Consider the following 20,279-nt stretch of genomic DNA (forward strand, 5'->3'; position numbering starts at 1 on the left):
CGAGAAGTCTCTGCGCGGGCTTGATTGCAGCGCATACGGCTGCCCAGGCGTGCCAATTTAGCGGGCTTGTATGACAGAAAAATTACAGTCTGCTGACACGACGAAGCCCGCTGCCCATGAGGGCAGCGGGTTCGCGTAATGGCCCGGCTAGAACCAGGCCATCATGCTGACAGCCTTACAGGCCCAGCTCCTTCATCGCTTTCTCGGCGACCTTGGACGGCAGCGGGATGTAGCCATCCTTCATCACCACGTCCTGACCTTGCTTGGACAGCACCAGCTTGATGAACTCGGCGTCCAGCGGGCTCAGCGGCTGGTTCGGCGCCTTGTTCACGTAGACGTAGAAGAAGCGAGCCAGCGGGAACTTGCCAGCCAGGGCGTTCTCTTCCGAAGCTTCGAACGCTTCACCACCCTTCTTCGACAGCGGAACGGCGCGCACGCTGGAAGTGCGGTAGCCGATACCCGAGTAGCCGATGGCATTCAGGGTGCTGGAAATCGATTGCACCACGGAAGCCGAACCCGGCTGCTCGTTCACGTTGGATTTGAAGTCGCCTTTGCACAGGGCTTCTTCCTTGAAGTAACCGTAAGTGCCGGATACCGAGTTACGGCCGAACAGCTGCAGCGGCTTGCTTGCCCACTCGCCGGTCAGACCGAGGTCACCCCAGGTCTTGATGTCCTTGTCGTAACCGCACAGACGGGTGCTGGAGAAGATGGCATCGACCTGCTCGATCGACAGCGACTTGATCGGGTTGTCCTTGTGCACGAACACGGCCAGGGCGTCGATGGCAACCGGAACGGCGGTCGGCTTGTAGCCGTACTTCTCTTCGAAGGCCTGGATTTCGCTGTCCTTCATCGGACGGCTCATCGGGCCCATGTTGGCGGTGCCTTCAGTCAGAGCGGGTGGCGCGGTAGAGGAACCAGCAGCCTGGATCTGGATGTTGACGTTGGGGTAGTTCTTCTTGAACTCTTCGGCCCACAGGGTCATCAGGTTGGCCAGCGAGTCGGAGCCGACGCTGGACAGGTTACCCGATACACCGGAAGTCTTTTCATAGGTCGGCAGAGCCGGGTCGACGGCGGCTACAGCAGATACGGCGCTTACGCCAGCGGCGGCGAAAGTCAGGGCCGCCATCAAACGCTTCAGTTTCATGCCTTGCTCCTAGCAGATTGTGTTGTGTTGGATGGAACGGGCCCAAGTATCTGCAGGCCACGTGAACACTGTATGAAACGAATGTGACAGTTAAATGAACGCCGGTGACGTTTCGCTTTGACAGCGAAAGGCGCTTTGGTGAAAGGCGGGTTGATACCGGACTGGCAAGTCTGTGTGTTCTTTTGCGCTATTTATATCCGGGCAAAGATCATTGGCGTGTCGATCTTTCGTCTTGGTTTCGCCCCCTCACGGGCGAGTCACTTGATTCGCTGCGCTCACCCTTCGGGTCAGCCTGCGGCTGTTACTTCGCTGCGCTTCGTAGCTCTTGCTTGCCCAAGAGAAAGTAACCAAAGAGAAGAGCACCCCACCATCCGGCCCCGGCTGCGCCGGGGTTCCCTCGCTCCATCACCGCTCCAGGGGCACGACCGGATGCGGCCCACCGACGAAGGGCCATCCCTGGCCCATCACGGCTCTCGCGACATCCATGTCGCTCAACCCCTTCCACGGCGATTCCACTCGGCCTCCTGAAGGGGACTTGGGCGTCGCTTGTGAGATCGCGCTTCAAGAGCAAAAGCCAAACGCTACCCACTTTGATCTTCCGGATATTTCGCGAGCTCGCGGTCCCGTAAGTAGGCCAAGCCATCGGCAGCACACACTTAATTGCCAGTCCGATCTGCGCAACAAAAAAGCCCCCGCACGCCTTGCGTGCAGGGGCTCGGAACAGCGCAGCAGCTATTACTGCATGTTCTGCTTCAGCGCGCGCATGCGCTCATGGCAGGCACGCACCTTGGGCATTTCCACGGCCAGCAGCACGCGGACGTCCTGATCGGCACTTTCCAGCGCGTCTTCGAAGGCATGCAGGATGCGGTCTTCCGCCTCCTCCAGCTGCGCGACGTAGGTGGCGTCTTCGTCCTTGCCCAAGGTCGCGCGGGTGTCGGCGTAGAACTGACGCAACTTGCCGAGCATGGTGCCGCCAGCGGCAGGTTCGCTCTGATTGGCCGCAACCTTGACGCTCAGCGCGTCGATCACCTGGGTTTTGGCGCGCACCATGTCACGGAACAACGCCTGCAGGCGGATATCCTTGACCTCCTCGTGGGCATGCTCGTAGAAGCGCTTGCCGTCACGGGTAATTTCGATCAGTTCATTGAGTTGTGCGGTCTTGCTGCTCATGGATTCTCTCCTTGGCGATGGGACTTGCGGGTTGTCGGCCGCTCCTGCGGCCGAGATTGCTCGGAATTCAACTGCTGATGCGCAACGCGTCTGCATCGACGCCACGCACACCGCGAATGTTGCGGGCGATTTCGACCGCCAGACGCTTCTCGGCGCTGCTCAGTACGCTGCCGCGCAGGCTGACCAGGCCATCGTCGGTGTTCACTGAAATGTTCATGGCATCCAGGTTGCGGCTGTAGAGGAAACTGGCCTTGACCTTGCTGGTGATCCAGCTGTCGCTGATGTCCTCGCGCGCTTCGTCGAGGGTGGTTTGCACTTCGCTGCTACTGCTGTCCGCAGTGCTGATGCTGAGGTGATTGAACACTTCGCGCACGCCATCGGTATTGGCTGCCAGCTGGCCCGCCAACTCCTTGGCCGCAGGGGTTTGTGCATGACCACTCAAGGTGATGTTGCCGGTTTCGCTCTTGACCTGAATGTCCAGGCCGCGGGTGTTGCTGTTCCATAGCAGCTTGGACTTCACCGTGGCGGCGAGGCTGGCGTCCTCGAGACGCTGCACCATCCCGGGTGGGTTACCTTCGACGGCATCGCTGCCGACTTCGATGCGATTGTCCACCGAGTCGATGCCCTCTATGCTCAGCGCCACCTGCTTGGCGAGCTCCTTCTGCACGTCGTTCTCGACCTTGCCACCGAGAGTGGCCACACCATCGTCCACGTCAATCTTGAGCTTGAACGGGTTGAGATGACGGTTTAGGGCGAAGGCCGTCCAGATCGAGCCTTCCTGGCGTGCAGCATCCAGCTGCGAAGCCAGCGCGCCCTCGGCGGCCTGACTGGCAAGCGGTGTAAGACCGAGCAGCAACGCAGTGCTGGCGGCAAGCATCAAAGGTTTGAACGGGGGCATGAGTTCACTCCTGTTCGTGAGACTACATAAGGAATATCGCAAGCTTTATGCCAGCCAAGAACGCAGATAAAGTCTTTTAAAAACAAACACTTAATCATAATAAAGGCACCCTGCCTGCATGCAGGGTGCAGTATCGGCGCGAGCAGGCCGTGCAACTTGCACGGTTTTTATCTGACTAAGCTGCATTGACCAGCAAGACGGAGCACATACATGGCAGTAGCAGAGCAGACCAGCGGGCGTATTCTGCTGGTGGATGACGAAGCGGCAATCCTGCGTACTTTCCGCTACTGCCTTGAAGATGAAGGCTATGACGTCGCGGGTGCCAGCAGTGCGGCGCAGGCCGAAGCACTGCTGCAGCGACAGGTGTTCGACCTGTGTTTTCTGGACCTGCGCCTGGGCGAGGATAACGGCCTCGATCTGCTGGCGCAGATGCGCATCCAGGCACCATGGATGCGTGTGGTCATCGTCACCGCTCACTCGGCCGTGGACACTGCGGTCGATGCCATCCAGGCCGGCGCCGCCGATTACCTGGTCAAGCCCTGTACCCCGGATCAACTGCGTCTGGCAGCGGCCAAGCAGCTGGAGGTCCGCACCCTGGCCGCGCGCCTGGAAGCGCTGGAGGGCGAGGTGCGCAAGGCCAAGGACGGACTCGACTCGCACAGCCCGGCAATGATGTCGATCCTGGAAACCGCACGCCAGGTCGCCGCTACCGACGCCAACATCCTCATCCTCGGCGAGTCCGGTACCGGCAAGGGCGAGCTGGCTCGCGCCATTCACGGCTGGAGCCGCCGCGCCAAGCGCACCTGCGTGACCATCAACTGCCCGTCGCTGACCGCCGAACTGATGGAAAGCGAGCTGTTCGGCCACGCCAAAGGCTCCTTCACCGGAGCCAGCGAAAGCACTCAGGGGCGGGTCAGCCAGGCCGATGGCGGCACCCTGTTCCTCGACGAGATCGGCGATTTCCCGTTGACCCTACAACCCAAGCTGCTGCGCTTCATCCAGGACAAGGAATACGAGCGTGTGGGCGATCCGGTCACGCGTCGCGCCGATGTGCGTATCGTCGCCGCCACCAATCTGGACCTCGACGAAATGGTGCGCGAAGGCAAGTTCCGCGAGGACCTGCTCTATCGCCTCAATGTCATCACCCTCAAGCTGCCGGCATTGCGCGAGCGCCATGAGGACGTGATGTCCCTGGCCGAACGCTTTCTCGCCCGTTTCGTCAGCGACTATGGCCGCCCGGCGTGTGCCTTCAGTCCTGAAGCGGCAGCCGCGCTGCAGGCGTATCACTGGCCGGGCAATATCCGCGAACTGCGTAACGTCATCGAGCGGGCCAGCATCATCTGCCAACAGGAGACCGTGGAGATAGCGCACCTGGGGCTCGGCGGAGGCGGCGAAGCCCCAAGCAGCACCGTGCGAGTCGGGGCGCCGATGAGCCTCGAAGAACTGGAAAAGGCCCATATCGCTGCGGTGCTGGCCAGCAGCAGCACTCTCGACATGGCGGCCAGGACACTGGGTATCGACACCTCGACCCTCTACCGCAAACGCAAACAGTACAACCTCTGACCATGGGGCCACCATGAAGCTGTCGATGAAGCTGCGCACGCGCCTGTTCCTCAGCATCTCGGCGCTGATCACTGTCGCCCTGCTGGGGCTGCTGCTCGGCCTGTTCAGCGTGACGCAGATGGCTCGCAGCCAGAGCGAGCTGATTCAGCGGGGCTTCGACGCCGTACGAATTGGCCAGAAGCTGCGTCAGCATCTGGGTGACGAGCTGATCGTCCTGATCGATGTACAGCCTGATGCACAGCGCCTGGAGACGATCCGCCAGTCGTTTCGCGCAACATTCGAGGAAGGCTTCAGCGCCAACCTCGGTAAGGACTATGCAAAAGGCCTGGAGCGGGCGGCAGAGCTTTACGACGAAATGGAACAGGTGGCCAGCAACGCGATGCCGCCTGGTCAGACGCCTTACAACCTGGCCAAGCACAAACCCTTTACCGAAGCGTTTCAGCGCCTGCGCAACCATCTGTTGGACCAACAGGACCAGGTCGTCGCCTGGGTGATCGCAGCCGAGCACAAGGCTGGTGAGCGGTCGCAGCTGATTGCCGGACTACTGGTGCTGATCGGCCTGGCGGTGCTGGCCATTGGCGTCCTCACTGCGCACGGCATCGCCCGCCGCTTCGGTGCACCCATCGACATGCTGGCACGAGCCGCCGACCAGATCGGCCAGGGCACGTACGACGTCGTGCTGCCGGTATCACCGGTGGTGGAGCTGGCCGTGCTGAGCCGCCGTTTTGGCCTGATGACCGAAGCGCTGCGCGAATACCACTCGAGCAACCTCAAACAGCTGCTCAATAGCGAAGGGCGACTTAAGGCGGTGCTCGACAGCATCGACGACGGGATGGTGATACTCGACGCGCAAGGCCGCATCGAGCACGCCAACCCGGTTGCGATGCGCCAGCTGTCCTGGCATGCCGAGATTCTTGACCAAGCCATCGGGCCACTTCTACCGGGCCATGCCGTGGACGAGGCGCTGCGCCTGGTACTCGCAGGCGAGCTGCTACGTGAGCCACCGGCCGACCTGCAGATCGAACGCGACGGTGAAACCCGCCTGCTGGCTTGGACGCTGACGCCTGTGCAGGTCAGTGAGGGCGGCAGCGTAGGGGCCGTGATGGTGCTGCGCGATGTCACCAAGCAGCGCACCTTCGAGCGCGTGCGCAGCGAGTTCATCCTGCGCGCATCCCATGAGCTACGTACGCCGATTACCGGCATGCACATGGCATTCAGCCTGCTGCGCGAGCGTCTGAAGCTGCCGCCGGGAGGCCGCGAGCAGGAGCTGATACGTACCGTGGATGAAGAGATGTATCGTCTGGTGCAGCTGATTGACGATCTCCTGAACTTCTCGCGCTACCAGAACGGCGTACAAACCCTTCAGCGCCGCCCTTGCGACCTGGCCGAGATGATTCAGCAGACGCCGCATCGTTTCGCCGCAAAGGCCGCTGAACGCGAGGTCTCGATGGTCTGCGAGATCCATGAACCGCTGCCGCACCTCAACCTCGATGCCGCTCAGCTGGAACGACTTATCGACAACCTGACCGACAACGCCTTGCGTTACAGCAATCCGGGCGACGAGGTGCGCCTGCAGGCACGCCGGCATGGTGAGCAGGTAATCGTCAGTGTGCAGGACGAAGGCGAAGGTATTCCCTTCGAACAGCAGACACGTATTTTCGAACCTTTCGTTCAGGTCGGCAGACGCAAGGGCGGCGTCGGCCTGGGTCTGGCGCTGGCACGGGAGATCGCGCAGCTGCATGGCGGCCAACTCGGCGTCCACTCACGCCCAGGCGAAGGTTCCAACTTCTACTTCAGCCTGCCGGTCTGACTTCGACGCCTGGCAGCACCAGGCTGTCGGCCCGAACAATAAAAAACGCCGCGGTATTCGCGGCGTTTCTCTTGGCCCGGAGCTGAACAGACTCAGCGCAGGACCGGGTCGAACTTGATACGGCGACCGGCCATCAGAGCCACCAGAAAGCCCAGGCCGAAAACGACACTGGCCCCCTTGAGCACGAGGGCGAAGCCTTCTTCCAGGCTCGGGCTCAGCCAAAGCGCGGCCAGGCTCGACAGGGTCATGATCAACAACACAATGGCACTTCTGGACATGGCAGGACTCCTTGTCGGTCAGAACACCCAGCGCGGGGTGGTATTGGCAGGGCGCTCGCGATTGGCGGTATCGGTGTCGCCATCATCGGAAATGCGCAACCAATTGGCCTCGTCACCGACACTGTGGACGCCCCGCTTACGCAGCTCGACAGAACCAGCGGGCTGCGTAGCGACACGAGACTCCCATACCGGCGTATTGGCGATGGTGAATTCGGCGGTCTTGGCGGTGGCGCCAGCCGAACCCGTGAAATCCTTGGCGTAAGCCCCGTTGACCAGCGATGCAGCGACGCAAAACAGGCTCAGTCGGAAGATGTTCATGACGCTTCTCCATCAGCAGGTCAGTCGGGGCTTACATGACTGATTTTGCAGCGCTCATGCCAATCTCAAGATTTTAAAAAATCCTTATAAATCAATAAGTTAAGCGGTCAAAAATGCTTCTAACCAATGCACTTTGCAAGATGCATGATTTCCGACACGTGCAATTTGCACGATCAGCTGCGCCGAGGCAGCACGATGCTGAAACAGGAGCCCTCACCAAGGCGGCTGCAGAGCTCGATGCGACCGCCATGGGCCTGGACGATCTGCTCGCTGATAAACAGGCCGAGGCCCAGCCCCTGGCCGACGCTGGTGTCTGAGGCACGCTCGAATTGCTCGAAGACCCGCCGCTGATCCGCCTCTGAAATGCCCAGGCCCTGGTCACGCACCTCTGCACGAACCAGCTCGCCCTCTACCCTGACCCGCACCGATACCGGTTTGCCTTCCCCGTAGCGCAGGGCGTTGGTCAGCAGGTTGGCCAGCACCTGCTCGATGCGGAATTCGTCCATCATCACCAGCGCCGGCCCTTCCACCTGCAGCTCGATATGACTGCCGGCGCTGGCGAACTGCGGAGCCAATCCCTCCACTACGCTGCCTGCCAGTACGCCGAGATCGCCCGGTTCGGGGCGCACGGAAAGCTTGCCGGTGCGAATGCGCGAGACATCCAGCATGTCATCGATCAGGCGACTGAGGCTGCGGATCTGTCGCTCGTCACGCGCGATCATCTCCTGCAGCTTGTCCGCAGTGAAGGCATCCATGCGCCCCTGCTCCAGGCGTAACCGGCGCAGTTGCACGTCGAGGATCAGACCGTTGAGCGGCGTGCGCAGCTCATGAGAGGCGATGGACATGAACACGTCGCGCATCTGCACCGCTTTCTGCAGCTCGGCCTGGGTCTCGCGCAGCTCGGCGAGCAGTGCTTCCTGTTCACGGCGCGCGGCCTCGACCACTTCCAACTGCATGCTCAGGGCTTTGCGGTGGCGATACAGCTCGACGAACATCGACACCTTGCTGCGCACTTCGAAGGACGACAGCGGCTTGTGCAGGAAGTCCACCGCACCACTTTCGTAACCCCGGAAGGCGTAGTCCATGTCGCGCCCCACCGCACTGACGAAGATGATGGGGATGTGCTTGGTCTTCTCCGTGCCGCGCATCAGCTCGGCCAGCTCGAAGCCGTTCATGCCCGGCATCTTCACATCGAGAATGGCCAGGGCGAATTCGTTTTCAAGCAGCAGCGACAACGCCTCGTCGGCGCTGCTGGCCTGGAACACGGTTCGATCCTCGCTCTGGATCAGCGAACGCAGAGCCAGCAGGTTTTCCGGCAGATCGTCGACGATCAGCACCTTGGCTTCAGTCTTCCTCAGCATGGCAGGGTATCCAGTTCAGCCAGCAGCAGGCGCATGGCATTGATAGACAGGAGAAAATCCGGTTTGAGTAACGCCAGCGCGGCATTCGGCATGGTGGGTACCAGCGCGTCGGCCGGTTCCTGTACCAGCGTCAGACCACCGGCTTGCTGAACGGCCAGCAGACCGGCGGCGCCATCCTCGTTGGCGCCGGTCAGCAGCGCGGCGGCCAGCTGCTCACCGTAGGCATCGGCAGCGGACTCGAAGAGGATGTCGATCGACGGCCGGGAAAAGTGCCTCGGCTCCTCACGGCTGAGGGAAAAGCTGCGCTCGGTTTCGATGGACAGGTGGTAACCTGCGGGCGCTACGTAAACCACGCCGCCACGCAGGTATTCCTTGTCCTCGGCTTCCTTAGTCGGCAGCTTCAGGCGCCGCGCGAGCAGATCGGCGAGCAGGCTGTCGTTGCGATCCGGCTGATGCAGCAGGCACACCACAGGCAGCCGGTAGTCCGCAGGCAGGTCTTCGAGCAGGCTCAACAGGGCTTCCACCCCGCCGGCCGAGGCGCCGATCAACAGCGCCTGCAGCGGCGCACGAACCTGGCCGCGGAGGTTGATCCGTTGGCTGCTCATCGCTTGCGGAAAATCCGCTCGGGCCGCGACACTGCTTCGAACTGTCGGGCATAGGCGGAGAAATCCAGGCTTTCCTTGCTGCCCAGGCCGAGAAAGCCACGGTGACAGAGCGATTCATGGAACAGGCCGAGGGCACGATCCTGCAGGTCGCGATTGAAATAGATCAGCACGTTGCGGCACGACACCAGGTGGGTTTCGGCGAACACGCTGTCGGTGGCCAGGCTGTGGTCGGCGAAGGTCACATTGGCTCGCAGCGACTTGTCGAACAGCACACGGTCATAGGCCGCCGAGTAGTAGTCGGAAAACGCCCGCTTGCCGCCGGACAGCTGGTAGTTCTGGGTGTAGGTGCGCAGATTGTCGAGGGCGAAGACGCCCTGTTCAGCCTTCTCCAGCGAATGCGGGTTGATATCGGTGGCATAGATCATGGCACGCTCCAGCAAACCTTCCTCATGCAGAAGGATGGCCAGGGAATACACCTCCTCCCCGGTGCTGCAGCCGGCTACCCAGATCTTCAGCGAAGGATAGGTGTGCAGCAGCGGCACCACCTGCTCGCGCAACGCGAGGAAATAGCTGGGGTCGCGAAACATCTCGCTGACCGGGATGGTGAGATACTGCAACAGCTGCATGAAGGCCTGCGGTTCATGCAGGATGCGCTCCTGCAGCGCCGAGATGGTCGGACACTCCAGCTGCGCCTGCGCCTGGCGCACGCGCCGTTTGAGCGACGCCTTGGAATAGTCGCGAAAGTCGTAGCTGTAACGCAGGTAGATCGCCTCGATCAGCAGGCGCAGCTCGATCTCGTCAGGCATCACAGGCGCTCCAGCTTGGGCATCCACACGCGAATCAGGGAGAACAGACGATCCAGATCGATGGGCTTGGCCAGGTAGTCGTTGGCACCGGCCTCGCGGCAGCGCTCCTGATCATCCTTCATCGCCTTGGCCGTCACGGCGATGATCGGCAGGTTCTTCCAGCGATCTTCCAGACGAATCTGTCGGGTGGCCTCGTAGCCATCCATCTCGGGCATCATCACGTCCATCAGCACCAGGTCGATATCCGCGTGCTCACGCAGCTTGGCCAGCGCCTCGATGCCGTTGCGCGCGACCACCACCGCAGCCCCCTTCTGTTCCAGCGCGCTGGAGAGGGCGAAGATATTGCGCACATCATCGTCCACCAGCAGCAGGCGCCGGCCCTCGAACAGCTTGTCGCGACTGCGCGCGGTCTTGAGCATGCGCTGATGTTCGCTGGACAGCTCGGCCTCGACCTTGTGCAGGAACAGGGTGACTTCATCCAGCAGCCGCTCCGGCGAGCGGGCACCCTTGATGATGATCGAACGCGAGTACTTGAGCAGTTCAGCCTCTTCATCGCGGGTCAGGTTGCGCCCGGTATACACGATAACCGGCGGGAAGGAGCAGATGTCCTCCTCGGCCATGCGCCGCAGCAGTTCGTTGCCGAGCATGTCGGGCAGCTTGAGGTCGATGATCATGCAATCGAACACCGTGTTGCGCAGTTTTTCCAGCGCTTCGCCAGCCAGGGCAACGGCGGTGATCTCGATGTCTTCGTCGCCGATCAGGCGGGCAACGCTGTCGCGCTGCAGCGGATCATCCTCGACCAGCAATACGCGTTTGACCTGCTGGTTGAGCTTGGCCTCCAGCTTGCCGAACACCTCCTTGAGCTGGTCACGACTGGTGGGCTTGAGGGCATAGCCAACTGCGCCCAGATGCAGGGCGGCCTCGCTCTGATCCTCGACCGAGACGACATGAACAGGAATATGGCGGGTCTGCGCATCGTCTTTCAGACGCTGCAGTACGCTGAGGCCGGAGCCATCAGGCAGACGCATGTCGAGCAGGATGGCATCCGGGCGATACTGCTGCGCCAGCTCCAGGCCTTCGTCGGCACAGGTGGCAACCAGGCAGGCGTAGCCCAGTTCGTGGGCCAGATCGAAGAGGATGCGGGCGAAACGGACTTCATCCTCGACCACCAGCACACGGCGACCGCCGCGCTCGTCGAGCTGCTCGCGATCGTCGGCGAAAGGCGCCGGTGCACGCGGCATCGCCGGAGCCGCCGGAGCGGCTGGAACGACAGGGGCGGCTGGTTCCGCTAGCGGCGCCACGACCCGCGGGGCCACCGGCTTGCCCTGGACGGCACCTTCGACCATCCGCTCGGGCAGCAACAGGGTGAAGGTACTTCCCTCACCGGGCACACTGCTGACGGAGATGGAGCCGCCAAGCAGCCCGGCCAGATCACGTGAAATGGACAACCCCAGACCGGTACCGCCATAGCGGCGATTGGTGGTGCCGTCCGCCTGGCGGAAGGCCTCGAAGATCGCCTGTTGCTGGTCCGCAGCGATACCGATGCCGGTGTCACGCACGGCGAAGGCCAGATGGTGATCATCCTGACGCGAGACACTGAGAGTCACACCGCCACGGTCGGTGAACTTGAAGGCATTGGACAGCAGGTTGCGTAGAATCTGTTCGGCACGCTGGCGATCGGTGAACAGCACCTGCGGCAACTCGCCCTGCTGTTCGATCTGGAAGCTCAGGCCGCGCTCACCGGCCAACGGCGCGAACACATCCCGAAGACTTTCCAGCATCCCTGCCAATGGCGTGCGCTCGGGACGCATCTCGAGCTTGCCGGCCTCGACCTTGGCGATGTCGAGAATGTCGTTGATCAGGTTGAGCAGGTCATTGCCGGCCGAATAGATCGATTCGGCGAACTTGACCTGTTCGTCGTCGAGATTGCCTTTGCCGTTCTCCGCCAGCAGCTTGGCCAGGATCAGCGAGCTGTTCAGCGGCGTGCGCAACTCATGGCTCATGTTGGCGAGGAATTCGGATTTGTAGCGGCTGGCGCGTTGCAGTTCTTCGGCGCGCTCCTCCAGCTGCGCCTGGATGCGGCCAAGCGTGGTATTGCGCTGATCCAGCTCGTCGCGCTGATCAGCCAGGGTCTGCGCCTGCTCGGAGAGTTTTTCGTTGGTCTGCTCCAGCTCGGCCTGCTGTGTCTCCAGGTGGGCCTGAGATTCCTTGAGCACGCGCGCCTGCTGCTCCAGTTCTTCATTGGCGGCGCGCAGTTCCTCCTGCTGGGTTTGCAGTTCCTCGTTGAGTTGCTGGGTCTGACCGAGCACCTCTTGCAGGCGCTGGCGATAACGCGCAGCTTCCAGCGCCATGCCGACACTGCCGGCGATGGCTTCGAGGAACTCGCGTTCGCGTGGCTCGAGCGGACGCATGAAGGCCAGCTCGATCACGCCGTTGACGCGATCTTCGGACTGCAGCGGTACCAGGGCGACGCTGACCGGCTGGCCTTCGCCGAGACTCGAAGCGACCTTGATGTAGTCTGCCGGCAGGTCATCCAGGCAAACCAGACGGCGGCCACGGGCAGCTTGCCCAACCAGGCCTTCACCGTTATAGAACTGCTCCCTGAGGTTGGCATCCCTGCTGAAGCCATAGCCGGCAATGCGTCTCAGATCACCGGTCTGACCATCGCGCAGGTACAGGGCAGCAACCACGCAGTTGAGATACTCGGCCAGAAACTCGAGCGAACGATCAGCCAGCTCCTGCACCTGTGGCTGGCCGAGCAAACGCTCGGACAACAGCGTCTGACCACCGCCGAGCCAGGCACGACGCCTCTGCTCCTCGGCGTAGTCCGCCTGCCTGGCCATGGCCTGGGAATAGGTCTGCGAGAGGTTCATCAGCTCACGACGACCGAACAGCGCCAGCACGGCGCTGAACAGGATGCTCACCACCAGGTAGATGCCGGCGCCCCAGAGCGTGGTATTGCTGACAGTGTTATTACGCTGCTGACGCAGCTCACGCTCGCTGTTGATGAAGGTATCGAGTTCGCGACGCATACCATCGGTGAGGTTCTTGCCGCGCCCTCGTGCCACCTCGGCCAGGAAATTGCCGCCATCGCGACGGCTGCCGATGACCTCCTGGGCGAACAGATCCCACTGCTCCTGCAACGCCAGCAGGCGTTCGAGCCGCTGTACCTGCGGCGGGTTGTCCGCCACCATGCCGATGAGCTGTTCGGTCAGCGGACGAAACTTGCCACGCGCCTGTTCGTAGGGCGCAAGGTAGTCCTCGTCACCACTGAGCAGGAAGCCGCGCATGCCGGTTTCCTGGTCCAGGGTCAGCCTGTATACCTCGCTGGCCCGGTTGAGGACCTGGTCGGTATGCTCCACCCAGCGGATCACGTCGAGCAAATAGCCGATCAGCAGCGCGAAGAACAGGGCACCGACCACACCAAGGCCGAGCGGCAGCCCAACGTTACGATTGAGAATGCGGCGAAAACCTCTTTCGTCCATTGCGGACTCATTCGACATTGGGGCGTCCATTCGATGATTGTCTCGCTTCTTCTTATCTATCGGGTGAAGGCGTGTGGCACACTGACTGTGAGCAGACTCCGAAGTTTGCCAAACATTTGCGCATTCTGCGCGCTAAAACAGAGATCTTCATGACCGAAACCGATTGCGCCAGTGTCAAGACCATCGTACTGGTCGAGGACGATGATGTCGTACGCGAGCTCACCGCGGAGGTGCTTGGCGAATTCGGCTATCGCGTGTATGCCCTGCGCGACGGCCCCAGCGCGCTCGAGCTGTTGGGTAGCGGGCAACAGGTCGATCTGTTGATGACCGATATCGGCCTGCCCGGCATGAACGGGCGCGAGCTGGTGGAAGCTGCACGCCGGCTGCGGCCGACCTTGCCGGTGCTGTTCGCCAGTGGTTACAACGAACGCGAACTGCTCGAAGAAGTGCGCGCGCGCGACAGCGCCGCAGCCACCGACAGTATCGTCAAGCCCTACGATTTCAGGATGCTGGCACAGCGACTGGGCGAACTGGCGGACTAACGGAGCGGCATCTAGTCTGGTTTCAGACCACTGGACAGGAGAGTCCGCCGATGCGTTACGTCACGCCGCTTCGTCTCGGTGTTCTTGCTGGCTTGCTGCTCACCGGCTGCGCCAGCCAGACAACCCAACCCACGCAATTCTCCGGCTTTCTGGCTGACTACTCGCAGCTGCAGCCTGCCACCTCGGCCACCGGAGCACCGGTGCTGCGCTGGATTTCGCCACAGTTCAGCAGCGAGCGCTACACCTCGGTCTATGTCGAAAAACCGAGTTTCTACCCCGAGCCCGTACCCAGTGACCAGGTCAGCGCGCAGACTCTGGAACAGGTGCGCAGCTACCTGCACCAGGCACTGCTGCGCGAGCTGAAGAACGGGCGCCTGACACTGGTCGACACACCCAGCATGGACAGCCTGGTGCTGCGCAGCGCGATCACCGGGGTGAACGTTTCGACTGAAGCGATCAAGGCCTACGAGGTTATCCCCGTGGCCCTGGTGATTGCCGCGGCCAGCACCGCAGCGGGCACCCGTGATCGCGACAGCGAAATCTTCATCGAGCTGGAAGCGCTGGATGCCCGCACCAGCGAGCCCGTGCTGCGAGTGGTACGCAAGGGCCATGGCCTGACGCTGGAAAACAGCAGCACCCAGCTGACCCTGGATGACCTTCGGCCAGTGCTGGATGTCTGGGCGCGCGACGCGCGGGACTTCAATCCCGGCCTGCGCTGATCAGCGCACTATCCCGGCAATACCCTGCGCAAGCCGCAGCACGCCGGACAGATGGCTGCCTATCAGGCGGATCGATAGCGCTTGCGGTATTCGGTTTCACGCGGGAGGCTGAAAAAAACAGGCGAGGAACACGCATGCCCAGCATCAATCCCAGCAGCGCGGATGTGCAGGCGTTCGCCGAACGCATGCCAAGCGACACACCGATTCTGATGCTCAATCTGCTCCGCTTCAGCAGTCATGCCGCGTATGACGCAGACAGCCCCTTTGCGCCTTGCAGTGGGCGCGAAGCCTATGCGCGCTACAGTCGCACCGCGCTGGCCAAGGTTCAGGGCGTGGGCGGCGAAGTACAGGTTATGGCTGACGTTCACCTGGCGTTGATCGCGCCGAAGGAAGAACGCTGGGACCTGCTTCTTCTGGTGCGCTATCCATCTTCCGCAGCCTTTCTGAACATGCTCGCCGACCCTGAATACCAAGCGGCTACCGTTCATCGCAGTGCAGCGTTGGAGGACTCGCGGCTGATCGCTACGACACCTGCTGAGAAGCTCTAGCCTGATGCCTGCAGGTTGAGCACCAGCAGGCGCGCTGCGGTTTCCGCGTCCGGCTGGCCATCATAGTTGGCCGGACGGTACTTCATCTGGAAGGCGGCGATGACATTGCGCGTCGCTTCGTCCAGCTCGCCATGCTGTGGCACCGTGTAACCGTGCTGCGCCAACTGCTCCTGGAACCACTGCACGCTGGGCAGGCTGGTGCTGAACAGCACCTGCTGACGCGCCACCGCGTCTTCGTTCGGCCACGGCACCAGGCCCTCGTCGGCCAGGCGCTTCCAGGGGAACAGCGGGCCCGGATCGACCTTGCGCTGCGGCGCCACGTCGCTGTGCGCGATGATCGAGCCCAGCGGTAGCTGGTGACGCTTGACGATGTCCTTGAGCAGCACGATCAGGGTATCGATCTGCTGCGGGGCGAAGGGCTGCCAGTAGCGACCAGCTGGGGTCTGGTAGTACCCCTGGTTGACCAGTTCGATGCCGATGGTCGTGCTGTTGAGCCAGGTGCGACCCTTCCACTCGCTGACGCCGACGTGCCAGGCACGACGATTCTCGTCCACCAGTCGGTAAACGGTCGGCGACGCATCTCCGATCAGGTAGTGACTGCTCACCTCGGTCTGCGTCAGCAGATGCAGCGAGCGCTCTAGGTCGGCGGAGGTGTAATGCAGCACGACGTACTGTACGCGGCTGTTCTGGCCAGTCGCAGTATGGCTGTCGTCGATACGCAGACCGCCGGCACAGCCGGCGAGCAGAACAAGAACGAGGGCAAGGCAAAGAGACTTCATGCGTGACCGAATACGCTTTGCAGGTTGTCCAGCAGCATATCGACGCTGAGCATGATCAACAGCATGCCCATCAGACGTTCCACCGCCATCAACCCGCGATTACCGAGAAACCGCTGCAGGAACGAAGCCTGCAACAGGATGAATGCCGTCGCCGCCCAGGCCAGGATCAAGGCCAGGTAAAGCTCCCAGAGCGGCCCGGTGTGGGTGTTGCGCAAGGTCATCAGCACGGCGAGGGCCGAGGGCCCGGCTACCGCGGGCGTGGCCAGGGGCACCAGCATCGGTTCGCCGTCCGGCACGTCGCCGAGCAGGCCCTGCGGGCTCGGGAAGATCAGGCGCATGGCGATGACGAACAGGATGATACCTCCGGCAATGGCCGTTGCCTCGCGCGACAGTCCGAGCCCCGTAAGGAATTTGTCACCAAAGGTGAGGAACAGCAGCAGCAGGCCGAGGGCAAACAGCAGTTCGCGCGCAGCGATCCACAGGCGTCGGCGGGGCTCGACGTTCTTCAGTGCGGCGATGTAGATGGCGATATTGCCGAAAGGATCGGTGACCAGAAAGATCAGCACGGCGATGCTGAAGATGTCCATGGGTATCTCCGCTGACAGATGCGCATAGTCTAGGGCCTGCGGGGGGCATCTCGCGAGTCGGCGTGGGGGATTGCGGCCTTCGCATTTTCATGGGGCGGCATTTCATGACCGAAAACGCAGCAGCCTTCATGAAAACAACCGCAAGGATAAATGTATACAAAGTGGTAGCCAAGATAGCTACAAAATGTCTACATTGACCGCACAAGAACAACAGCGAGTAGTTTTCCCATGACCTCCACCGCTCAGCGCCCCGAGGACGAGAACCTCGGCATTGGCTCCAATCTGCTTTACGGCCTGCAACACGTACTGACCATGTATGGCGGCATCGTCGCCGTGCCGCTGATAGTCGGCCAGGCGGCCGGCCTGTCGCCCGCCGATATCGGCCTGCTGATCGCGGCCTCGCTGTTCGTCGGCGGCGCCGCCACCCTGCTGCAGACCATAGGCCTGCCGTTCTTCGGCTGCCAGCTGCCTCTGGTGCAGGGCGTGTCATTCGCCAGCGTCGCCACCATTGTCGCGATAGTCGGTGCCAATGGCGGTGAGGGCGGGCTACCGGTGGTGTTCGGTGCGGTAATAGGCGCAGCGGTGATCGGCCTGCTGATCACGCCGGTCTTCTCCAAGATCACCAAATTCTTCCCGCCACTGGTGACCGGCATCGTCATCACCACCATCGGCCTCACCCTGATGCCGGTTGCCGCTCGCTGGGCCATGGGCGGCAACAGTCAGGCTGCAGACTTCGGTAGCATGGCCAACATCGGCCTGGCCGCTTTCACCCTGGCCACCGTTCTTCTATTGAGCAAAGTGGGCAGCGCCACCCTCTCGCGCCTGTCGATCCTGCTCGCCATGGTGATCGGCACGCTGGTCGCCCTGGCATTCGGCATGGCCGACTTCTCCGGGGTCAGCGAAGGGCCGCTGCTGGCATTCCCGGCGCCGCTGCACTTCGGTATGCCGGTGTTCAAGGTGGCGGCGATCGTCTCGATGCTGATCGTGGTGATGGTGATCCTGGTGGAAACCTCGGCCGACATCCTCGCCGTAGGCGACATCATCGACACCAAGGTCGACTCCAAACGCCTCGGCAACGGCCTGCGCGCAGACATGATCGCCAGTCTCGTCGCGCCGCTGTTCGGCTCCTTCACCCAAAGCGCGTTCGCACAGAACGTCGGCCTGGTAGCGGTCACCGGCGTGAAGAGCCGCTACGTGGTGGCCACCGGCGGTCTGCTGCTGGTTACCCTGGGCCTGCTGCCGATCATGGGCCGGGTCATCGCCGCGGTGCCGACCTCGGTACTGGGCGGCGCCGGCATCGTGCTGTTCGGCACGGTCGCGGCCAGCGGCATCCGCACCCTGGCCAAGGTGGACTACCGCAACAACATGAACCTGGTGATCGTCGCCACCTCTATCGGCTTCGGCATGATCCCCATCGCCATGCCGAGCTTCTATCATCATTTTCCGGCCTGGTTCGAAACCATCTTCCACTCGGGCATCAGCTCGGCGGCGATCATGGCGATCCTGCTCAACCTGCTGTTCAACCATTTCACCGCGGGCAATTCGGATCAGCAGTCGGTGTTCGTCGCCGGCACCGAGCGCAGCCTGCGCTACCGCGACATTGCTGCCTTGCGCGAAGGTGATCGTTTCGTTGGTGGCAAGCTGTATGACGCGCAAGGTAACGAGGTGCCACTGCAGGATGAGGATGATCATGCCCCGCGGGTGCGCACCGCCTCCTCTGCCGGCAAGGAGCGCGAAGAGGTTGCCTCCTAGCCAGACAAGCCGCGACGCTTGGCGTGATCTGCCGGGGCTGGATTACGCCGACTCAGGCCTGTTCGACGCGATTTCGCCCAGCCCCCTTGGCACGGTATAGCGCCTGATCGGCGCGCTCGAACGTGGCCTCGGTGGCCTCGTCGCTGCGGAACTCGGCGATACCGGCGGACAGGGTGACGGTCACTGGCTCGCCCTTGAAATGAAACGGGCAGGCTTCGACCGCAGCGCGCAGGGTTTCCAGCAGTTGCACGCCACCCTCAAGCGGCGTCCCCGGAATCAGCAGTACGAACTCCTCGCCACCGAAGCGGGCTATGAAATCGGTCTTGCGCAGGCGCTTGTGCAGCTCTCCGGCAATGATCTTCAGCACCCGATCGCCCGCCAGATGGCCATAGCCATCGTTGATGCGCTTGAAGTGGTCGATATCCAGCACCGCCATCAGCAGCTGACCGCCATAGCGCTGGCGTCGGGCGATCTCCAGGTCAAGGCGCTCGCTCCAGGCCGCTCGGTTGGGCAAGCCAGTCAGCGGATCGAGCAGGGACTTCTGCCGCTGCTCTTCGATATGCTGGCGAAACTGCTGCGCCTCGAGCTCCATTTCAGCAACGCGCTTGACCAGGCCCTGTAGCCGTTCGGCCACGTCGTCTTCACCGCTGTCGCGCTGGCGCTGGTGATCGCTGACGCTTTTCAGCAGGCCCTCCAGGCGCTGCTCCAGCGCCTGCTTGAGCGCGTCCAGATCGGCTGCCTCCTGCACGCTGTTCTGCAGGTCGCTGACCTGATCGCGCAACTGCTGGTTGAACTGGCGCGTGCTTTCCACCGAAGCGTTATAGCCCTCGTGCGCCTCGCTGAGGGTGCCGATAAAGGCGGCAAGGCGCTCGTTGAGCTGCTTGAGGTAACCGGCGAACTCACGCTGGCCGCTGTCGGTGACCGCCAATACCAGCACAGCCAGATCATCCAGCACCGGCACCAGTTCATACCAGTTGAGGTTACCGTCCAGGCGTTGGCGCAGTGCATCGCCTTGCGGCAGATGGCGGGCTGGCAGCTCCAGTTCGTCGAGCAGGCCGCGCAGGCTGCTGGCGATGTGCGGTGCTACCGCGCTGTATCCCGGCTCACTGCCTGGCAGGGAGAACGGACTGTCGCTGGCGTCCTCCTGCGGTACCAGGCCAGGTGGCAATGGCAGACTGTCGAGCACTGGCACAGCGTCGCTGGCCTGAAGACGCACGGATGGCGCCGGGACGACTGCCAATCCCTCGCTCGCAGGCACGGAGACCGCCGCCGCCCGCGTTTCAGTCTCGGAGACTGCGTCAGGTGCAGGTGCAGGTGCAGGTGCAGGTGCAGGTGCAGGTGCAGGTGCAGGTGCAGAATTAGCATGCGCGGCCTCTTCGCCGCTTTCACCACGTGAGCCGAACAGACGTTGCAGCAGACCAGGCTGCTCCTGCACCGGGGTCTGCAGGACGGTCAGCGCCTGCCCTTGCAGATTGCTCAGTTGACTGAGCAGCGCGGGCAGCAGGTATTGGTGACTGGTGGCTTCCTGCAGTTGCTTGCCAAGCGACTTCAGCGCCTTGCGCACCTCACGCGGCGGCTGCAGGCGTTGCAGTTGCTCGATCAGACCCGCCAGCGCCGTAGCGGCCTCCCCGGCACGCTGCTGACGGCGATGCTCGGAATCCAGCACGGCCTTTTCCAGCCGCGGGATCAGACCACTCAGGGCGGCGTCGATGTCGTCACGGCGAAGAATCTCGCGCATTTCCTGCATGCACTGATCGACGGCCTTGTCCGCGCCCTCGGCAGCCAGGCTGCTGCGCACCAAACCACGGCGCAGCAGATCCAGGCGCGACTCCCAGCGGCGCTCGAGCTTCTCCTGCTGCTCCAGGCTGCTCAGGTACTTGTCTTTCCAGCGTTGCGCGTCATCGCTCATGCGGC

18 protein-coding genes are annotated in these 20,279 nt (G+C 62.3%); 6 read left to right on the forward strand and 12 right to left on the reverse strand.

Going from position 1 to position 20,279, the window contains the following annotated elements:
* Positions 1–175: 175 nt before the first annotated feature.
* From DXK50_RS03215 to DXK50_RS03225, 3 genes are all read right to left on the reverse strand, one after another.
* The gene (locus DXK50_RS03215) at positions 176–1,144 is read right to left on the reverse strand and encodes a PstS family phosphate ABC transporter substrate-binding protein (RefSeq protein WP_161864111.1); all 969 of its coding nucleotides are present in this window, start codon (positions 1,142–1,144) and stop codon (positions 176–178) included.
* A 735-nt stretch (positions 1,145–1,879) separates the two neighbouring features.
* Positions 1,880–2,314, reverse strand: a complete 435-nt coding sequence (locus DXK50_RS03220; RefSeq protein WP_212629314.1) for a ferritin-like domain-containing protein — start codon at positions 2,312–2,314, stop codon at positions 1,880–1,882.
* A gap of 67 nt (positions 2,315–2,381) precedes the next feature.
* Positions 2,382–3,212 carry a BON domain-containing protein gene (locus DXK50_RS03225; protein ID WP_212629315.1) on the reverse strand — a complete coding sequence of 277 codons (831 nt, stop codon included), beginning with the start codon at positions 3,210–3,212 and terminating at the stop codon, positions 2,382–2,384.
* A gap of 210 nt (positions 3,213–3,422) precedes the next feature.
* Between DXK50_RS03225 and algB the strand changes: the two genes are divergently transcribed.
* Positions 3,423–4,775, forward strand: a complete 1,353-nt coding sequence (gene algB, locus DXK50_RS03230; protein WP_161864114.1) for a sigma-54-dependent response regulator transcription factor AlgB — start codon at positions 3,423–3,425, stop codon at positions 4,773–4,775.
* A 13-nt stretch (positions 4,776–4,788) separates the two neighbouring features.
* Positions 4,789–6,585 (forward strand): ATP-binding protein, encoded by a 1,797-nt coding sequence (locus tag DXK50_RS03235; RefSeq protein ID WP_212629316.1) that lies wholly within the window; start codon positions 4,789–4,791, stop codon positions 6,583–6,585.
* Positions 6,586–6,677: 92 nt separating this feature from the next.
* Here the strand turns inward: DXK50_RS03235 and DXK50_RS03240 are convergent, their stop codons facing one another.
* The 6 genes from DXK50_RS03240 to DXK50_RS03265 all read right to left on the reverse strand — a co-directional run bounded on the left by DXK50_RS03240 (position 6,678) and on the right by DXK50_RS03265 (position 13,456).
* On the reverse strand, positions 6,678–6,863 hold the full coding sequence (locus DXK50_RS03240) for a PA3371 family protein (protein WP_161864116.1): 186 nt from the start codon (positions 6,861–6,863) through the stop codon (positions 6,678–6,680).
* An 18-nt stretch (positions 6,864–6,881) separates the two neighbouring features.
* Positions 6,882–7,181, reverse strand: coding sequence for a hypothetical protein (locus tag DXK50_RS03245; protein ID WP_161864117.1), 300 nt, complete (start codon positions 7,179–7,181; stop codon positions 6,882–6,884).
* Positions 7,182–7,354: 173 nt separating this feature from the next.
* Positions 7,355–8,542, reverse strand: coding sequence for a hybrid sensor histidine kinase/response regulator (locus tag DXK50_RS03250; RefSeq protein ID WP_212629317.1), 1,188 nt, complete (start codon positions 8,540–8,542; stop codon positions 7,355–7,357).
* The gene (locus DXK50_RS03255) at positions 8,536–9,147 is read right to left on the reverse strand and encodes a chemotaxis protein CheB (RefSeq protein WP_161864119.1); all 612 of its coding nucleotides are present in this window, start codon (positions 9,145–9,147) and stop codon (positions 8,536–8,538) included. Before DXK50_RS03255 ends, DXK50_RS03250 begins: the two co-directional genes overlap by 7 nt.
* Positions 9,144–9,953 carry a CheR family methyltransferase gene (locus DXK50_RS03260; RefSeq protein WP_161864120.1) on the reverse strand — a complete coding sequence of 270 codons (810 nt, stop codon included), beginning with the start codon at positions 9,951–9,953 and terminating at the stop codon, positions 9,144–9,146. The genes DXK50_RS03255 and DXK50_RS03260 overlap by 4 nt, the downstream gene beginning before the upstream one ends.
* Positions 9,953–13,456 (reverse strand): response regulator, encoded by a 3,504-nt coding sequence (locus DXK50_RS03265; RefSeq protein WP_212629318.1) that lies wholly within the window; start codon positions 13,454–13,456, stop codon positions 9,953–9,955. The genes DXK50_RS03260 and DXK50_RS03265 overlap by 1 nt, the downstream gene beginning before the upstream one ends.
* Before the next feature lie 131 nt (positions 13,457–13,587).
* On the opposite strand from DXK50_RS03265, the gene DXK50_RS03270 reads away from it, so the two are divergent.
* The 3 genes from DXK50_RS03270 to DXK50_RS03280 all read left to right on the forward strand — a co-directional run bounded on the left by DXK50_RS03270 (position 13,588) and on the right by DXK50_RS03280 (position 15,247).
* A complete protein-coding gene (locus tag DXK50_RS03270; protein ID WP_212629319.1) occupies positions 13,588–13,980 on the forward strand; it encodes a response regulator in 393 nt (130 codons plus the stop codon).
* Between the two features lie 50 nt (positions 13,981–14,030).
* Positions 14,031–14,699: a DUF3313 domain-containing protein gene (locus tag DXK50_RS03275; protein WP_212629320.1), complete on the forward strand. Its 669-nt coding sequence runs from the start codon at positions 14,031–14,033 to the stop codon at positions 14,697–14,699.
* A gap of 134 nt (positions 14,700–14,833) precedes the next feature.
* Positions 14,834–15,247 (forward strand): DUF1330 domain-containing protein, encoded by a 414-nt coding sequence (locus tag DXK50_RS03280; RefSeq protein WP_161864124.1) that lies wholly within the window; start codon positions 14,834–14,836, stop codon positions 15,245–15,247.
* Here the strand turns inward: DXK50_RS03280 and DXK50_RS03285 are convergent.
* Together DXK50_RS03285 and DXK50_RS03290 are read right to left on the reverse strand one after the other, a co-directional pair.
* Entirely contained in the window at positions 15,244–16,026 is a 783-nt protein-coding gene (locus tag DXK50_RS03285) for an N-acetylmuramoyl-L-alanine amidase (RefSeq protein ID WP_212629321.1), read from the reverse strand. The two genes, DXK50_RS03280 and DXK50_RS03285, sit on opposite strands and share 4 nt — an antisense overlap.
* The gene (locus DXK50_RS03290; protein ID WP_161864126.1) at positions 16,023–16,613 is read right to left on the reverse strand and encodes a MarC family protein; all 591 of its coding nucleotides are present in this window, start codon (positions 16,611–16,613) and stop codon (positions 16,023–16,025) included. Before DXK50_RS03290 ends, DXK50_RS03285 begins: the two co-directional genes overlap by 4 nt.
* 228 nt (positions 16,614–16,841) lie before the next feature.
* Here DXK50_RS03290 and DXK50_RS03295 point away from each other — a divergent pair, with 228 nt between their 5' ends.
* Entirely contained in the window at positions 16,842–18,365 is a 1,524-nt protein-coding gene (locus DXK50_RS03295; RefSeq protein ID WP_212629322.1) for a nucleobase:cation symporter-2 family protein, read from the forward strand.
* Positions 18,366–18,417: 52 nt separating this feature from the next.
* Here the strand turns inward: DXK50_RS03295 and DXK50_RS03300 are convergent, their stop codons facing one another.
* On the reverse strand, positions 18,418–20,274 hold the full coding sequence (locus tag DXK50_RS03300; RefSeq protein ID WP_212629323.1) for a GGDEF domain-containing protein: 1,857 nt from the start codon (positions 20,272–20,274) through the stop codon (positions 18,418–18,420).
* Positions 20,275–20,279: the final 5 nt, after the last annotated feature.

The sequence above is a fragment of the Pseudomonas sp. KB-10 genome (assembly GCF_018221585.1).
Lineage (GTDB): Bacteria > Pseudomonadota > Gammaproteobacteria > Pseudomonadales > Pseudomonadaceae > Aquipseudomonas > Aquipseudomonas yangonensis.

Excerpts from the sequence above, each read along its gene's own strand:
- DXK50_RS03275 (WP_212629320.1), top strand. The coding sequence starts at position 14,031 with ATGCGTTACGTCACGCCGCTTCGTCTCGGTGTTCTTGCTGGCTTGCTG.
- algB (WP_161864114.1), top strand. The coding sequence starts at position 3,423 with ATGGCAGTAGCAGAGCAGACCAGCGGGCGTATTCTGCTGGTGGATGAC.
- DXK50_RS03290 (WP_161864126.1), bottom strand. The coding sequence starts at position 16,613 with ATGGACATCTTCAGCATCGCCGTGCTGATCTTTCTGGTCACCGATCCT.
- DXK50_RS03240 (WP_161864116.1), bottom strand. The coding sequence starts at position 6,863 with ATGTCCAGAAGTGCCATTGTGTTGTTGATCATGACCCTGTCGAGCCTG.
- DXK50_RS03215 (WP_161864111.1), bottom strand. The coding sequence starts at position 1,144 with ATGAAACTGAAGCGTTTGATGGCGGCCCTGACTTTCGCCGCCGCTGGC.
- DXK50_RS03245 (WP_161864117.1), bottom strand. The coding sequence starts at position 7,181 with ATGAACATCTTCCGACTGAGCCTGTTTTGCGTCGCTGCATCGCTGGTC.
- DXK50_RS03260 (WP_161864120.1), bottom strand. The coding sequence starts at position 9,953 with ATGCCTGACGAGATCGAGCTGCGCCTGCTGATCGAGGCGATCTACCTG.
- DXK50_RS03255 (WP_161864119.1), bottom strand. The coding sequence starts at position 9,147 with ATGAGCAGCCAACGGATCAACCTCCGCGGCCAGGTTCGTGCGCCGCTG.
- DXK50_RS03250 (WP_212629317.1), bottom strand. The coding sequence starts at position 8,542 with ATGCTGAGGAAGACTGAAGCCAAGGTGCTGATCGTCGACGATCTGCCG.
- DXK50_RS03265 (WP_212629318.1), bottom strand. The coding sequence starts at position 13,456 with ATGTCGAATGAGTCCGCAATGGACGAAAGAGGTTTTCGCCGCATTCTC.
- DXK50_RS03220 (WP_212629314.1), bottom strand. The coding sequence starts at position 2,314 with ATGAGCAGCAAGACCGCACAACTCAATGAACTGATCGAAATTACCCGT.
- DXK50_RS03270 (WP_212629319.1), top strand. The coding sequence starts at position 13,588 with ATGACCGAAACCGATTGCGCCAGTGTCAAGACCATCGTACTGGTCGAG.
- DXK50_RS03295 (WP_212629322.1), top strand. The coding sequence starts at position 16,842 with ATGACCTCCACCGCTCAGCGCCCCGAGGACGAGAACCTCGGCATTGGC.
- DXK50_RS03235 (WP_212629316.1), top strand. The coding sequence starts at position 4,789 with ATGAAGCTGTCGATGAAGCTGCGCACGCGCCTGTTCCTCAGCATCTCG.
- DXK50_RS03300 (WP_212629323.1), bottom strand. The coding sequence starts at position 20,274 with ATGAGCGATGACGCGCAACGCTGGAAAGACAAGTACCTGAGCAGCCTG.
- DXK50_RS03280 (WP_161864124.1), top strand. The coding sequence starts at position 14,834 with ATGCCCAGCATCAATCCCAGCAGCGCGGATGTGCAGGCGTTCGCCGAA.
- DXK50_RS03225 (WP_212629315.1), bottom strand. The coding sequence starts at position 3,212 with ATGCCCCCGTTCAAACCTTTGATGCTTGCCGCCAGCACTGCGTTGCTG.
- DXK50_RS03285 (WP_212629321.1), bottom strand. The coding sequence starts at position 16,026 with ATGAAGTCTCTTTGCCTTGCCCTCGTTCTTGTTCTGCTCGCCGGCTGT.